Origin of the sequence: Nocardiopsis sp. NPDC050513, assembly GCF_044457925.1 — a bacterium.
Taxonomy (GTDB): Bacteria; Actinomycetota; Actinomycetes; order Streptosporangiales; family Streptosporangiaceae; genus Nocardiopsis.
This window is the reverse complement of sequence record NZ_JBITHK010000010.1, coordinates 89,146-104,387: the sequence shown is the minus strand read 5'-3', so window position 1 is coordinate 104,387 and position 15,242 is coordinate 89,146. Positions and strand designations below refer to the sequence as shown.

Genomic DNA, 15,242 nt, shown 5'->3' with positions numbered 1-15,242 from the left:
GCCCCAAGCCGTCAGCGCCTCAGTCGCGCACCCCGATCGAGTCGATGGAGGCCAGCAGCTGCTCGCGCAGGGCGTCGTTGACCGGGGCCGACCCGGTCTCGTCCGAGACGTTCTGCTGCCCCTCGGGGCTGACGACGTAGCGCAGGAAGGCCTGGAGCCGCTCCACCGTGGCCGCGTCGTCGTACTCGCCGCACACGACCTCGTAGCTGACCAGCACCATCGGGTAGCTGCCCGGCTCGGTCGTGCCGTAGTCCAGGTCCAGGGCCAGGTCGAACTCGTTGACGTTGTCCTCACGGCGCGGGGAGTCCGCCACCACCTGGGCCGCGGCCTCGGGCGAGATCTCCACGAACTCGTCGCCCACGCCCAGGTCCACCGTCGACATCCCGTGCACGTGCGACATCTCCACGTACCCGATCGCGCCGCTGGCGCGCTCGATCGTGTCGGCGATGCCGCTGTTGCCCTGCGCGGACTCGACCGGGTTGATCGGCCACTGCCCGTCCGCCTCGTGCGGCCAGGCGTCCGGCGCGGCGGCGGACAGGTAGCGCGTGAAGTTCTCGGTCGTGCCGGAGTCGTCGGACCGGTTGACGGGGGTGATCGCCAGGTCGGGCAGGTCCGCGCCGGGGTTGGTCTCGGCGATCTCGGGGTCGTTCCAGCGGGTGATCTCCTGGTTGAAGATCTTCGCCAGGGTGTCGGGACGCAGGTCCAGCGAGTCGACGCCGTCCAGGTTGAACACCACGGCGATGGCCACCACGTAGGCGGGCAGGTTGACGGTGTCCGACCCGTGGCACCGCTCCGCCGCGTCGGCGTTCTCCTCCGGGCTCATCGCCGCGTCGGTCCCCGCGAAGTCGACGGCGCCGTCGATGAACTGGCTGCGACCACCTCCGGACCCGATCGAGTCGTAGTACACCCGGGCGCCCTCACACGCCGTCTGGTACCCCGCGATCCACGTGGTCATCGCGTTCTCCTGGGCGCTGGAGCCCGCACCGGACAGGCTCCCGGAGAAGCACTCGACGTCCTCGGGCGTCGCGATCTGGAGCCCCCCGGGAACGGCGTCGTCGCTGCCGCAGGCGGTGGCCGCCAGCATCAGACCGGCCAACGCGGCGGACGCCGCGCCCCGGTGGACGGCGCCACGGCGCCGGACGCGGGACTGGGAGTGCTTGTGGGACGGGAGCACGACTACTTCAAACCCTCTCGTCGGTGTCGGTGGGCGCGGGCGCGGATGCGTCTTCGCAGGTGGTGGGAGGCCGCCGTCGAGTCTAGCCACCGCCGGGCGCGCACGCCCAACGCGGCTCCGGGATGCCGCTCATCGCGCGGCCCGCCCGCCGTGCATGACACGCGCGCCGCCTGGGCAGGTGTCCTGCGTGATGAGCGCACACCACACGGCCGCCACGGCCGCGCCGACGTCAACCTACCGCCTCCAGCTCCGGCCCGGGTTCACCCTCGCCGACGCCACGGCGCTGCTGGACCACCTCGGCCGGATGGGGGTCGGCGCCGTCTACCTGTCACCGCTGCTCACCGCCGCGCCCGGCTCCCAGCACGGGTACGACGTCGTCGACCCCACCGAGGTCGCCCCGGCCCTGGGCGGCGACGCGGCCCGCGAGGCCCTCGTCGACAAGGCGCACGACCTGGGCATCGGTGTGGTCGTCGACATCGTCCCCAACCACATGTCCGTCGCCGACCCGGCCGCCAACGCCTGGTGGTGGGACGTGCTCGCGCACGGCCGCGACTCGGTCTACGCGCGCTGCTTCGACGTCGACTTCGACGCCGGTCCGCTGCTCGTCCCCGTCCTGGCCGACGACGGCGACGGCGGCCGGGCCGCGCTGGACGACCTCGCCGTCGCCGACGGCTGCCTGGCCTACCACGACAAGCGCTACCCCCTCGCACCCGGCACCCACACCCCCGGCGACACCCCCGACCAGGTGCACGAACGCCAGCACTACCGGTTGGTGTCCTGGCGGCGCGGCGACGCCGAACTCACCTACCGCCGATTCTTCGACGTCAGCGAACTGGCCGCCGTCCGCGTCGAGGAACCCGGGGTCTTCGACGCCACCCACGCCGAGATCCTGCGCTGGGCCGACCTGGGGCAGCTGGACGGGCTGCGCGTGGACCACGTCGACGGCCTCACCGATCCCGGCGGCTACCTGCGCCGCCTCGCCGAGCGCTTCGACGGGTGGCTCGTGGTCGAGAAGATCCTCGCCCCGCACGAGGCCCTGCCCCAGTCCTGGCCCGTCGACGGCACGACCGGGTACGACGCGCTGCGCGAGGTGTGCGGGGTCTTCGTCGACCCCGACGGCCTGCCGGAGTTCACCGCGCTGGCCGTCGACCAGGGCGTGGACGTGGACACCGGGCACGCCGACGCCCACGCCCGCCGCCAGGCCGCCAGCCGGCTCCTGCGCACCGAGGTGCGCCGGATCGCCGCGCTCCTGCCCGCCCAACCCCCGGACAGCACCCCCCGGCCCTCCGCGATGGCCGTCCGCCAACGCGAGGAGGCCGTCGCCGAACTCCTGTGCTCCTTCGACGTCTACCGCTCCTACCTGCCCGAGGCCGAGGCCGCCTGGACCCGCGCCGTGCGCCGCGCCGCCGACCGCCGTCCCGACCTCGCCTTCGACCTGGCCGTCATCGACCGCCGCGTCCGCGCGGACCCCCAGGGCGAACCCGCCCGCCGCATCCAGCAGACCAGCGGCATGGTCATGGCGATGGGGGTCGAGAACACCGCCTACTACCGGGGCACCCGGTTCGTCGCGGCCAACGAGGTCGGCGGCGACCCCGCCCAGCCCGCCCTGGCCCCCGAGGACTTCCACGCCCGCGCCGCGCACCGCGAGGCCACCGCCCCGCACACCATGACCGCCCTGTCCACCCACGACACCAAGCGCTCCGAGGACGTGCGCGCCCGCCTGGCCGCCCTGTCCGAGATCGCGGGCGACTTCACCGCGGCCGTGCGCCGCTGGACCGACCGCCGCGCCCTGCCCGAACCCTCCCTCAACCTCCTGGGCTGGCAGACCCTCGTCGGCGCTTGGCCGATCGACGAGCGCCGCCTGTCCGACTACCTGCTCAAGGCCGCCCGCGAGGCCCGCCTGGGCACCTCCTGGACCGACCCCGACCCCGACTTCGAGGAGCACGTCCGCGCCTGGCCCGCCCGCGTCCTGGGCGATCCCGAGCTCTGCGCCGAGGCGGCCGCGATGGCCGACGCCGTCCGCGACGCCGGATGGAGCAACTCCCTCGGCCAACGAACCCTGCAACTCCTGGGGCCCGGCGTCCCCGACGTCTACCAGGGCGCCGAACTGTGGGACCTGTCCCTCGTCGACCCCGACAACCGCCGCCCCGTCGACTGGGCCGTCCGCGCCGACGTGCTCGAACGGGTCGAACGCGGCTGGCGCCCGCCCCTCGACGACACCGGCGCGGCCAAGTTCCACCTCGTGCGCACCTGCCTGCGCCTGCGCCGCGAGCTGCGCCCCGGCGGCTACCTCCCGCTCACCGCCAGCGGACCGGCCGCCCGCCACGCTCTCGCCTTCGCCCGCACCTCGGCCGGGGGCCACCGACCCGACGTCGTCGCCGTCGCCACCCGCCTGCCGCTCGCCCTGGCCGCCGAGGGCGGCTGGCGCGACACCGCGCTGCCGCTCCCGTCGGGCCCCGGATCATGGACCGACCGGCTCACCGGCCGCGCGCTCGCTCCCACGCGCGTGGACGGCTTCACCGCCGCCCCGCTCGCCGACCTGCTCGACCACTATCCGGTGGCGGTCCTGGTCCGCGCGTGAGGTCCCCGACACGGCCGCCGCGCGGCGGCCCGGCCACCTCCCCGACGGGCCGGCCACCGCGGGAGTCCTCCGTACACTGGGCCCCGGAAACCCAGCCCCCGCACCCTTCCCCCTCCGGGTCCTTCGTTCCCCTCCCCACACAGGAGCCCCCGTGACCGAGTCCCGCACCGTGCTGCGCGAACGCTACGAGCTGCTGGCCGAGGTGGGCCGCGGCGGGATGGGGCGGGTCTGGCGGGCGCGCGACACCGAGCTCAACCGGACCGTCGCGGTCAAGGAGATCCTGCTGGGGCCCGGGCTGGACGAGGACGACCGCGCCCGGACGGCGGCCCGCGCGCGCCGGGAGGCGCAGGCCATCGCGATGGGCCAGCACCCCAGCATCGTCACCGTGCACGACATCCTGGAGGAGGACGGCCGACCCTGGATCGTCATGGAGTTCCTCACCGGCGAATCACTGCACCGCCTGGTCGGACGGGAGGGGCCGGTACCGGCCCGGCGGGCGGCCGCCTGGGGACTGGACCTGCTCGACGCGCTGGGGGCCGCGCACGCCCAGGGCATCACGCACCGCGACGTCAAACCCGGGAACGTCATGGCCACCGACACCGGGCGCGTGGTGCTCACCGATTTCGGCATCGCCGCGATCTCCGACTCCGCCTCGGTGACCCAGACCGCCGGTGTGATGGGCTCGCCCGCCTACCTGGCCCCCGAACGCCTCTCCTCCGCCCCGGCCAGTCCCGCGGGTGATCTGTGGTCCCTGGGCGCCACCCTCTACCACGCGGCCACGGGCGTCTCGCCGTTCCGCCGTGACAGCGTCCCCGCGACCCTGCACGCCGTCACCACCGCCGAACCTCCCCACGTCCTGCCCGGGACGCTCGGCGAGGCCGTCCGGGGCCTGCTGGTCAAGGACCCGGCACGGCGGATGGACGCCGCCGCCTGCCGCCTCCTGCTGGAGGCCGCGGCCAGGGGCGAGGACGCCCCGGCGACCCCGGGTGCACCCCCCACGGGAACGGTTCCCATGCCTGGCGGGGGACCCCACGCGGCTCCGGGTGCGTTCCCCACCGGAACCGCCCCCGTGCCGGGCGGGGAGCCCTTCGCCGCCCCTGCCACGCGGGAGCGACGCCTGTCCTGGCCCGCGGTGGTGCTCACGCTGGGGCTCGCCGCCCTGGTGGTCGCGGCCGCGGTCGTGGTCGCCGTCCCCTGGGGGGACGACGGGGCCGGGCCCGTCGCGGCGGGACAGGACGACCAGACGCCGTCCTCCTCCGAGGAGACGTCGCAGACCGGGTCCGCCGAGGAGGTCGCGGGCACCGGCGACGAGCCCGCCGCCCCGGGGATGACCTGGACCCATGACCCCGAGGGGTTCGCCGTCCTGGTGCCGGACGGGTGGATCCGGCGGACCGATGGCGTCGGCGTCTACTACGACTCGCCGGCCAGCGACGCCTTCCTCCAGATCGACCTGACCCCCCATCCCACCGACGACGAGTACGCGCACGTGCTGGAGCAGGAGCGGGCCTCCGTCGCGGAGAACCGCTTCCCCGGCTACGAGCGGATCCGGGTGGAGGACGTCACCTCCCGGACCTCCTTCCACTCGGCGGCCGACTGGGAGTTCACCTTCAGCTTCGGCGAGCCCGGTCGGCACTTCCTGACGCGCAACATCGCTGTCGTTCCAGGGGAGCACTGCACGCTGGCCTGGGCCGCGAACGAGGACGTGTGGACGCGGGACGCCGAGTGGCGCGACCAGGCGATCGCCTCCTTCCGACCAGCCTGACCCCGTCGCCGGGCGGGAGCCGCCGGTCCGGTGGCCCCCGGCCCCTCGCGCGCGCGGAGCCGCCGGTCACCGGTCCGGGCACGGACGGACGCATCGGTAGGCTGGAGCGATCATGGCGCCCACCGACACCCCGCACCGCACCGGCCCCAGGCTGCGCATGCCCGACGCCGTCGCCACGGCCCTGGCCTGCCCGACGTGCGGCACCGCCCTGCGGCCCGGCCCGCGCGGCCTGGAGTGCGCCGCCGGCCACTGCTTCAACGTCGCCCGGGAGGGGTACGCCAGCCTGCTCACAGGCGCCACACCGCCCGGCACCGGGGACAGCAAGGAGATGGTCGCCGACCGGCTCCGCTTCCAGCACGCCGGACACTACGACGCGATCGGCCGCGCCCTGGCCGACACCCTCGCCCGCGCACTCGGCGACCGTCCCGCGCCACTGGTCGCCGACGTCGGCGGCGGCACCGGCCACTACCTCGCCCAGGTCCTGACCGCACTGCCCGACGCCGTCGGCCTCACCCTCGACGTCTCCAAGTTCGCCGCCCGCCGCGCCGCCCGCGCCCACCCGCGCGGCGGGGCCGTCACCGCCGACGCCTGGCGCGCCCTGCCGCTGCGCACCGGCGCCGTCGACGCCCTGCTCAACGTGTTCGCGCCGCGCTCCGCCGCCGAGTTCCACCGGGTCCTGCGCCCCGACGGCGTCCTGGTCGTCGTCACCCCCGCGCCCGACCACCTCGCCGGACTGCGCGCACCGCTGGGCCTGCTCGACGTCGACCCCCGCAAGGACGAGCGCCTGGCCGAGGGCCTGCACGGCCACTTCACGCCCGCCGGGGAGAGCGAGGTCCGCTTCACCATGGACCTGAGCCGCGACGACGTGACCACCGTCGTCGGCATGGGACCCAGCGCCCGCCACATCGCCGCCGGCGACCTCCGCGCCCGCGTCGACTCCCTGCCCGAGCCGACGTCCGTCACCGCCTCGGTACGCGTCCACGTCTACCGGCCCCGGCCAGTGGAGGAATCCGCTGGCCAGGGGTGAGAACGTCCGGTGCCGGGTAGGCCACCCGGCGTGAGCGAACGGGACACCTCCACCAGCCCAAGGCTCGGCGTCCACGGCGACTTCGCCGTCTGGGCGCCCCACGCCGACCGCGTCCGCCTCCGCGCCGACGGCACCGACCACCTCATGCGCCGTGACGCCCACGGATGGTGGTCCGCCCACGTCGACGGCGCCGGACCCGGCACCGACTACGGCTACCTGCTCGACGACGCGCCCGAGGTCCTTCCCGACCCGCGCTCGCGCTGGCAACCCGAGGGCGTCCACGCCCCCAGCCGCGTCTACGACCACGCCGCCTTCCCCTGGACGGACGCCGCGTGGACCGGCCGCCCCCTGCCCGGCGCGGTGCTCTACGAACTGCACACGGGAACCTTCACCCCCCAGGGCACGCTCACCGCCGCCGTCGACCGCCTCGACCACCTCGTCGACCTCGGCGTGACCCACGTCGGACTCATGCCGGTCAACGCCTTCGACGGCGCCCACGGCTGGGGCTACGACGGGGTGCTGTGGTCGGCCGTCCACCACCCCTACGGCGGCCCCGACGCCCTCAAGACCCTCGTCGACGCCTGCCACGCGCGCGGCCTCGCCGTCCTCCTGGACGTCGTGCACAACCACCTCGGCCCCTCCGGCGCCTACCTGCCCCGGTTCGGCCCCTACTTCAACGGCGAGACCGCCTGGGGCCCCTCGCTCAACCTCGACGGACCCCACTCCGACCCCGTCCGCCGCCTGGTCGTCGACAACTGCCTCGACTGGCTGCGCCACTTCCACCTCGACGGGCTGCGTCTGGACGCCGTCCACGCCCTGCGCGACGACCGCGCCACCCACCTGCTGGCCGAGCTGTCGGCGGAGGTCGACGCGCTCGCCACCGCCCTGGGCCGCCCGCTGTCCCTGATCGCCGAGTCCGACCGCAACGACCCGCGCACCGTCCTGGCCCGGGAGGCGGGCGGCCTCGGGATGGCCGCGCAGTGGTCCGACGACCTCCACCACGCCCTGCACACCGCCCTGTCCGGGGAGACCCACGGCTACTACGCCGACTTCGCCGGTCCCGACGTGCTGCCCGCGGTCCTGCGCCGCGTCTTCTGGCACGCGGGCACCTACTCCTCCTTCCGCCGCCGCACGCACGGAGCGCCGGTCGACACCGCGAGCGTGCCCGGCAGCCGCTTCCTCGCCTACCTGAGCACCCACGACCAGATCGGCAACCGCGCGCGCGGCGACCGCATGGGTTCGTACGTGTCGCCGGGGCTGCTGTGCTGCGGGGCCGCGCTCGTCCTGTGCTCGCCCTACACACCCATGCTGTTCATGGGCGAGGAGTGGGCGGCCACCACCCCGTGGCCGTTCTTCGCCTCCTTCGACGACCCCGAGCTCGCCGAGGCGGTCCGCCGGGGCCGGCGCCGCGAGTTCGCCGACCTGGGATGGGCGCACGGGGAGATCCCCGACCCGATGGACCCGGCCACCCGCGACGCGGCCGTCCTGGACTGGGACCAGCGGGCCCGGGAGCCGCACCGCCGCGTTCTGGACACCCACCGCTCCCTCATCGCCCTGCGCCGCGCCGAACCCGACCTCGCCGACCCCCGCCTGGACCGCTGCGGCGTGCGGGCCAGCGGCGACGGTCGCCAGATCACCCTGGTCCGCGGGTCCCTGCGCCTGGTGTGCAACCTCGCCGACGCCGACGCCTCCGTCGAACTGGACGCGCCGCCGCGCGAGGTGCTGCTCGCCACCGGCGAGCCCAAGGCCACCGGCGCCGCGGTGACCCTGCCGGGTGAGTCCTTCGCGGTGCTCCGCGTCTGACCCGGCCCCGCGCCGCCGTCGTCGGCGGCGTGTACGCTTCGGTCGACCGATGATCCGACGGGATGGAACCGTCCCGTGCGAGAGGGAGGACGGCGACCGTGACCGACACCGCGTGGCACCTCGACGAACGCTTCGACGCCCCGAACGGTACGGTGCGCTGGACCAGGCTCGGCGAGGGCGCCCCCGTCGTCCTCCTGCACGGCACCCCGTTCTCCTCCTACGTGTGGCGGCACGTGGCCCGCGCGCTCGCGCCGCACCACACCGTGTACGCGTGGGACATGCCCGGGTACGGGACGTCCGCGAAGTCCGACGGCCAGGACGTGTCCCTGGCCGCGCAGCAGCGGGCGTTCACCGCGCTGCTCGACCACTGGGGGCTGGAGCGGCCCCGGGTGGTCGCGCACGACTTCGGCGGCGCCGTGGCCCTGCGCACCGCCCTGCTCGACGGCGTGGCCTACGACCGCCTCGCCCTGATCGACGCGGTGAGCGTGCGACCCTGGGGCAGCGACTTCTTCCGCCTGGTCAACGCCCAGGCCGACGTGTTCGCCGCGCTCCCGCCCCACCTGCACGAGGCCCTGGTCCGCGCCTACATCGCCACGGCGGCGCACCACGAGCCGCGCGCCGAGGTCCTCGACGCCCTCACCCGGCCCTGGCTCGGCGCCGACGGACAGCCCGCCTTCTACCGCCAGATCGCCCAGGCCGACGAGCGGTACACCGCCGAGGTCGAGGACGCCTACGCCGACCTCGACCTGCCGGTGCTCGTCGTCTGGGGCCGCGAGGACACCTGGCTGCCCATCGAACGCGGTGAACGGCTGGCCGCCGCCATCCCGGGGGCCCGGCTGCATCCCCTGACGGGCGCCGGGCACCTGGTCCAGGAGGACGCGCCGGCCGAACTGACCGCCGCCCTCCTGGACTTCCTCGCCTGAGCGCCTACGCCTCCAGCACGGTGAAGAGCGCCAGCCACTGGTCGGGCGTCACCAGACCGACGGGCGTTGCCCGGGCGACCCCGGCCGTACGCAGCGCCGCGTCCACCCTCCGCGCGGGGTGGGCGCGGCGCAGCGAGGCCCCCAGCGACCCGCCCGCGCCGCCGAACCCCAGCTCGACCGTCCGGCGGTAGGCGCCCCTCCGTTCCGGCGGCAGCAGCGGCTCGGACCTGCGCCGGAGCGTCAGCACCCCGGAGTCGACCCGGGGGACCGGCCGGAACCGGCGCCGATCGATCCGCCCGGCCAGCGTCCACGACCACTCCGGCCAGGTCAGCACCGTCAACCGGGTCCAGCGTCCGTAGGCGCCGGTGCGCTTGCGCGCGTACTCCAGCTGGGTGACCAGCGTGGCCGAGGTCAGGCCCGGCGCGTCGAGGCACCAGCGGACGATGTCGGCGGTGCGGGCGTAGGGGATGTTGCCGACCACGGCGAACGGGCCGCGCGGCGGTCGGGCGCGCGTGAAGTCCGCGCACACCACCCGCACGCCCCGGTCGGGGTCGCGGTAGCGAGCGGCCAGGCGCTCGGCCAGACGGCGGTCGATCTCGTAGGCGATCACCCGCCGTGCCGCCGGGGCGAGGAAGCGGGTGAGGGCGCCTTCGCCGGGGCCCACCTCGACCACCAGGTCGTCGGAGGTCACCCCGGAGACCCGGACCACGTGCCGGGCGGCTCCGGGGTCGGCCAGGAAGTTCTGGGAGAAGCGGCGGCGGCGGTCAGCGGGGGAGCCGGGACGCGGACGTGTCGTACGTGCCATGGAAGGGTCCGATCCAGCCACGCGCGTGGCGGACGTGGACGGGCGGCACGGACGGGCGCGGCGAGGTGCCCACGCAGAGAGGAGAAGAGGTCCGGGCGGCCCGTCCGAAACGGTTCGGGGACGGGACTGGACCTGGACCGGCACACGCGCATGACAGAGGGAGCCCGGCATCCCGACACGGCGGCGCGCGCACGTGCGGGCACGTCGGCGCCGGGGCGGGGCGGCGGGCGGTCCCCGTCGGACGGAGCCGCCGTGTCCGGCGGCTCGCGGAAGGCGTCCTAGCGGTCCAGGGACCCGGACCGGGGACGGATGACGAGGTCGTGGGCGCTCGCGGACCAGGACTGGACCTGGTTCACGATCGCGTGGAAGCTGGCCATGCGCCCACCGTAGGAGGACGCCGCCACGGCGGGCAACAGGTTTTCCACAGGCCTGGAAATGCGGTGGCGGGTCCCTCTCCGGCCACGACATACTCGCGGCATGCCGAACTTCGCGGACTTCGACACCCGCCACTACCGCACCGTCGACGTGGCCCGGGGCTACGACGGCTGGTCGAGCACTTACGAGGACTCCGTCCTGGACGCCATGGACCTGGCCCTCCTCGACGGGCTCACCCGGCCCGACTGGTCCGGCGTGGCCCGCGCCGCCGACCTGGGCTGCGGAACGGGCCGCACCGGGGCGTGGCTGCGCGCCAGAGGCGTGCCGCACGTGGACGGTGTCGACCTCAGCGAGGGGATGCTCGGCCTGGCCCGCAGGCGCGGCGCGCACACCACCCTGGCCCGGGGGGACGTGCGCGACACCGGTCTGCCGGGCGGCGGCTACGACCTGGTGATCTCCTCACTCATCGACGAGCACCTGCCCGACCTCGCCCCCTACTACGCCGAGGCCTGGCGGATCGCCGCGCCCGGCGGCGCCCTGGTGCTGGTCGCCTACCACCCGCAGTTCATCATGGTCTCGGGCATGCCCACCCACTTCACCGACGCCTCCGGTGAGGACGTGGCGATCAGCACCCACCTGCACCTGCTCAGCGACCACACGCGCGCGGCCATGGCCGCCGGGTGGACGCTGGCGGAGCTGGCCGAGGCCACGGTGGACGACACCTGGGTGGCGGCCAAGCCCACGTGGAAACGGTTCCGCGGCCACCCGATCTCGGCCGCCATGGTCTGGAGCAAGCCCGCGTGAAGCCGGGCTCGGGGGCGGGTCAGCCGGTCGACGCGCCGGGGAAGACCGGCATCTCCCCGCGTTCGGCCTGCTCCTGGAAGCGTTGGAACGAGGCCGTGTCGTTCAGGTGGGGGAACGGGGTGTCCGGGACGTCGACGCCGAGGAACGCGCAGAGCCGGTCCCAGCCCTCGCCGACCCGGTAGACCAGCAGCCGGTCGGCCGGGATCGTCGCCTCCACCTGCGCGTTGTGCCGCTCGAACGCCGCGACGGCGGTCGCCTCGTCCGGAACGTGCTCCGCCCCGTGCCCGAAGTGCGTGGTCCACATGAGGTCGAACAACGGCCTGAGGTCCCTCAGGTGGGCGGCTCCGGGCGGGACCTCTCCGTTCTCGAACCACCGGCGCGGTCGCAGGACCGTTTCCCGCATGCTCGCGTACCACCGGTGCGGGTCCCGCACGGTGAGCAGGACCTTGGCGTCGGGGTGGGCCTCGGCCAGCTCCCGCCAGAAGAAGGACAGCGGCCAGTCGGTCCCGGAGCGCCACCCCTCCAGCACGTGCGCCCAGTCCGCGTCGGCGGGCGCCGCCGCGACACCGGCCCAGCGGCGGGCCAGCTCCGCGGAGGAGAACACCTCGAACATGTGGTGGCAGGGGGCGAAGCCGAGCCGCTCCAGCGCCGCCTTCATCGAACTGGTACCTGTGCGCGGGAAGCCCGCGCCGATCACCTGCAGCATCGTTCTCTCCATCTCCAGGGGGCCGGGGAACGGTCGTACTGCGATCGGGTCACCTGATCACGTGGAGAGAGTACCCCGCGACTTTGCGTGCGGCCCGGCGGGGCTCCGGGACGCGGGTGACGCCGCCCATGCCGTCTCGGGACACGGCCGTGACACCGCCCCGCCCCGTCACCCGATCCCGCGACCGCCGCTGAGCCGCCGCGTTCCGCCGGTGTCCCCGCGCCGTGCGCTCGCCGCCTGGGAGGTGCGCTTCGCTCCCCGGCCCGCGCCCGGGTGGTCGGTGCTCGTGACCGTGCGCACCGCGCCCGGGGCGTCCGGCCTCCCTCCCCGCCCTGATCCGTCGTCCCGGGCCGCGGCGAGGCGGTCGAGAAGCTGCTCCATCGCCCGGCAATGGCCCGCCAGCTTCGCGTTCCCGGCGCGCATGGCGCCGATCGCCTCCAGCGCGCGCATGTTCGCGGGTCGGGCGCCCCTGGCCAGCTCGCCGACCCGCCTCCCCGGACTCATCCGTCCCGCCGCCGCGTATTCGGCGATCGCGTCAGGTCCGTGCGCGTCGGCGAGCAGGGCGCGGACCTCCGCGACGAGGGCCCGTGCCTCCCCGGCCGCGGCGGGCGCGGACCGCTCCAGGCGCGACAGCTGCGACCCGAGGGCGTTCCTCGCGGCCGACCACCGCGCCCTCGTGTGCTCGGCCTGCGACACGACCTCGTTGAGCTCGGCCCTGACATGGGGACGTTGGCCCCGCGCCCAGGGGAACCGCTCCAGCGTCGCCGCTGTCAGCGGGTGGTCGCCCAGTTCCACGCTCACTCGGTTCTCGGCCATGCCCGTGTTCCCTCCACACCGATGCCGCCCGCGGGACGGCGCTCCCTCGATCGCCCGCGATCATCGCGCGCCCGCTCCCCGGCCGCAAGACCGGGGCGTCCGGCTGGTGGTCCACGACCGCCGGGATACGGCGGTCCCGGGGAAACGCGTGAGCGACGCGGGTCACCGGTGCGGACGCTCAGCTCTGGACGTACTCGGCGCGCACGGCGTAGATCGCGGCCTCGGTGCGCGAGTGCACCTGGAGTTTCTCCAGGATGTTGCGGACGTGGTTCTTCACGGTGTTCTCCGTGATGAACAGACGCGTGCCGATCTCCCGGTTGTTGAGCGAGCGCGCCAGCAGCTTGAGCACCTCGGTCTCCCGTGGCGTCAGCTGGGGCAGGGGAGGGGCGCTGCGCGGGGCGCTCTCCTGTTTGGCCAGCTCGGCGAACTCCCCGATGAGCTTGGTGGCCATCACCGGGTTCACGAAGGAGCGGCCCGAGGCGATGGCGCGGACGGCGCCCGCGATGTCGGTGACCCCGATCTCCTTGAGCAGGTAACCCGTGGCGCCCGCCTTGAGCGCGTCGAAGAGGTCGACCTCCTCGTCGCTCATGGTCAGCATGATGAACTTGACCCCTGGCAGTGCCTCACGGATGCGTGAGCAGGCGTCGATGCCGCCGACCTGGGGCATGCGCACGTCCATGAGGATGACGTCGGGGTGGTGCTGGGCGGCGAGGTGGACCGCCTCCTCGCCGTCTCCGGCCTCGCTGACCACGTCGATGTCCAGCTCCACGTCCAGGACCGACACCAGGCCCCGCCGGAACAGGGCGTGGTCGTCCACGACGAGGACGCGGATGGGGGCGGACGGAGCGAGGGGTTCCGCCGCGGCCCGGGTCGGGGGTGGGGGGCTCGGGGGGTGCGGACTCACGTCAGTGGCCTTTCTCGCGCATGACAGACCTGGGAGAGGTTCCACGTCCCCCGCCTGCGCCCGGTGTGGCCCGGCGGTGGGGAACGCACCACCTCAGGAAGGGACTTTCCACTTTAGGCAGGCTTCTCGCGGTCTACGGAGGAATCGAGCGAACCTACCTGGCGGTACCCCGGTCATGTCATCAGGAAACGGGCACAAAGAGGGGGATTCGCGCACTCGCGCGCTGCTCTCCTCTTCGTGAGGGATAGTAATGATGCCCGTTTTGGTGCTGACCGAAAATGGTGTTCTCTACGGAAGTCGCGGTCCCGCTCCGCGTCGGGGACGCCTGGCGCTCGGGGCGTGCGCCGACCGCGCCCCGTCGCCGTCCCGGCCTCTGCAGAAGAACGGGTTCTCGCATTCCATCGTCCCGGGACGATTCAGATAGTTGCAGAACATGCAGGTCCAACCGCTGTCGAGGTGGGGATGGAATCGTTTTTCCGACCGGGGGAGTGAGATGCGACTCATTGAGCGGTCTCTCTTTCCTTGGGTGTTCCCATGCTTCCACCGACGGCGTGAAGACCGCGGTTTTTCGGGCTCCTCCGCGTGTGGGACCGGAGCCGCGGGATCGGGTCCTTCGGTGGGGCGAACGCCGCGCGGGCGTCACGCTCCCCGGGCGGCGGGCGCGGTCAGCGCGGCCAGCCACACGTCGCGGTGCCGCCGGACGTAGTCGGCCGCCGGGCCCCAGTGGTCGGCGTGGCCCTCCGCGTGCAGGCGCGCCCACGGCTGGCGGCCGGTCCGGGCCCCCTCCACCAGCAGGTCGTGCATGCCGCGCACCTCGTGCAGGATCGCGCCGGGCAGCGCGCGGCGCTGGGCGTCGTCGCAGCCGTAACCGTCGGCGAGCGCGCGCAGCCGTGCGGCGTCGCGTGCGGGTGAGCCGCCCGCGTGCAGCGGCACGAACCCGTGGGCGGCGTAGCCCAGGTCGCCCATGCGGGTACCCGGTCCGGAGGCGTCCCAGTCGATGAAGGTCCAGCGCTCACGCGGGCGGACCTCACCCGCGGCCTTCATCGCTCCCGCCGGTCCGTCCCCGCCCGTGCCGTCCGGCGCTCCGTCGTCGGCCGCGGAGTCCGGCCGGGGCTCGGGGCCCGGTGCGCGGACGAGGTTCCAAGGGCCCAGGTCGTGGTGGCACACGATCTCCTGGTGTTGGGGCGCCACGGCCACGTCCCACTCCGCGTGGAGCGGGAGGTCGGCGGTGAGGTCGTGCAGCCCGCGGATGAGAGCGCCGAGTCGGCCCAGTTCGGTTGAGGTCATCGGCGGCAGGCGGTCGGCGGTCGTGCCGGGCGCGAACTCCAGACACTGGCGGCCCTCGTCGTCGCGGCCGAACCACGCGGGAGCGGCTTCGTATCCGTGCGCGTTCAGGTGGGTCAGCAGCGCGCCGACGGCGGGGGAGGAGCGGGTCCAGGGTTTGCGCACCGTGCGCCCCACGCGCACCACCCGGTCGGAGACGTTGCCGCCGTAGAGGATCTCCTCGTCGGGCGGGCCGCCCGGGATGCCGTCCATGGCGACCAGTGTGGTGGGTCGCGGGG

The 15,242-nt window shown here is 74.4% G+C and carries 12 protein-coding genes; 6 read left to right on the top strand and 6 right to left on the bottom strand.

Translation table 11 applies throughout. From position 1 onward, the window contains the following. Positions 1-19: 19 nt before the first annotated feature. Entirely contained in the window at positions 20-1,174 is a 1,155-nt protein-coding gene (gene pstS / locus ACIBFB_RS19010; protein ID WP_397231820.1) for a phosphate ABC transporter substrate-binding protein PstS, read from the bottom strand. A 190-nt stretch (positions 1,175-1,364) separates the two neighbouring features. Between pstS and treY the strand changes: the two genes are divergently transcribed. The 5 genes from treY to ACIBFB_RS18985 all read left to right on the top strand — a co-directional run bounded on the left by treY (position 1,365) and on the right by ACIBFB_RS18985 (position 9,270). Then, positions 1,365-3,755 carry a malto-oligosyltrehalose synthase gene (gene treY, locus ACIBFB_RS19005; RefSeq protein ID WP_397231817.1) on the top strand — a complete coding sequence of 797 codons (2,391 nt, stop codon included), beginning with the start codon at positions 1,365-1,367 and terminating at the stop codon, positions 3,753-3,755. Positions 3,756-3,906: 151 nt separating this feature from the next. Next, on the top strand, positions 3,907-5,517 hold the full coding sequence (locus tag ACIBFB_RS19000) for a protein kinase (RefSeq protein WP_397231815.1): 1,611 nt from the start codon (positions 3,907-3,909) through the stop codon (positions 5,515-5,517). 112 nt (positions 5,518-5,629) lie between these two features. Then, a complete protein-coding gene (locus ACIBFB_RS18995; RefSeq protein WP_397231813.1) occupies positions 5,630-6,544 on the top strand; it encodes a putative RNA methyltransferase in 915 nt (304 codons plus the stop codon). A 30-nt stretch (positions 6,545-6,574) separates the two neighbouring features. Further along, entirely contained in the window at positions 6,575-8,347 is a 1,773-nt protein-coding gene (treZ, locus tag ACIBFB_RS18990; protein WP_397231811.1) for a malto-oligosyltrehalose trehalohydrolase, read from the top strand. Between the two features lie 62 nt (positions 8,348-8,409). Then, the gene (locus ACIBFB_RS18985; RefSeq protein WP_397231809.1) at positions 8,410-9,270 is read left to right on the top strand and encodes an alpha/beta fold hydrolase; all 861 of its coding nucleotides are present in this window, start codon (positions 8,410-8,412) and stop codon (positions 9,268-9,270) included. A gap of 4 nt (positions 9,271-9,274) precedes the next feature. On the opposite strand, the gene erm is transcribed toward ACIBFB_RS18985, so the two are convergent. Beyond that, the gene (erm, locus tag ACIBFB_RS18980) at positions 9,275-10,075 is read right to left on the bottom strand and encodes an ErmE/ErmH/ErmO/ErmR family 23S rRNA (adenine(2058)-N(6))-methyltransferase (protein WP_397231807.1); all 801 of its coding nucleotides are present in this window, start codon (positions 10,073-10,075) and stop codon (positions 9,275-9,277) included. 477 nt (positions 10,076-10,552) lie between these two features. On the opposite strand from erm, the gene ACIBFB_RS18975 reads away from it, so the two are divergent. Continuing rightward, on the top strand, positions 10,553-11,254 hold the full coding sequence (locus ACIBFB_RS18975; protein ID WP_397231805.1) for a class I SAM-dependent DNA methyltransferase: 702 nt from the start codon (positions 10,553-10,555) through the stop codon (positions 11,252-11,254). Between the two features lie 19 nt (positions 11,255-11,273). Here ACIBFB_RS18975 and ACIBFB_RS18970 read toward each other — a convergent pair whose 3' ends face one another. From ACIBFB_RS18970 to ACIBFB_RS18955, 4 genes are all read right to left on the bottom strand, one after another. Continuing rightward, positions 11,274-11,960: a sulfotransferase family protein gene (locus ACIBFB_RS18970; protein ID WP_397231803.1), complete on the bottom strand. Its 687-nt coding sequence runs from the start codon at positions 11,958-11,960 to the stop codon at positions 11,274-11,276. A 168-nt stretch (positions 11,961-12,128) separates the two neighbouring features. Beyond that, the gene (locus ACIBFB_RS18965; RefSeq protein ID WP_397231801.1) at positions 12,129-12,776 is read right to left on the bottom strand and encodes a hypothetical protein; all 648 of its coding nucleotides are present in this window, start codon (positions 12,774-12,776) and stop codon (positions 12,129-12,131) included. 178 nt (positions 12,777-12,954) lie between these two features. Then, positions 12,955-13,680: a response regulator gene (locus tag ACIBFB_RS18960; protein ID WP_397231799.1), complete on the bottom strand. Its 726-nt coding sequence runs from the start codon at positions 13,678-13,680 to the stop codon at positions 12,955-12,957. Positions 13,681-14,319: 639 nt separating this feature from the next. Continuing rightward, positions 14,320-15,216 carry an aminoglycoside phosphotransferase family protein gene (locus ACIBFB_RS18955; RefSeq protein WP_397231797.1) on the bottom strand — a complete coding sequence of 299 codons (897 nt, stop codon included), beginning with the start codon at positions 15,214-15,216 and terminating at the stop codon, positions 14,320-14,322. Positions 15,217-15,242: the final 26 nt, after the last annotated feature.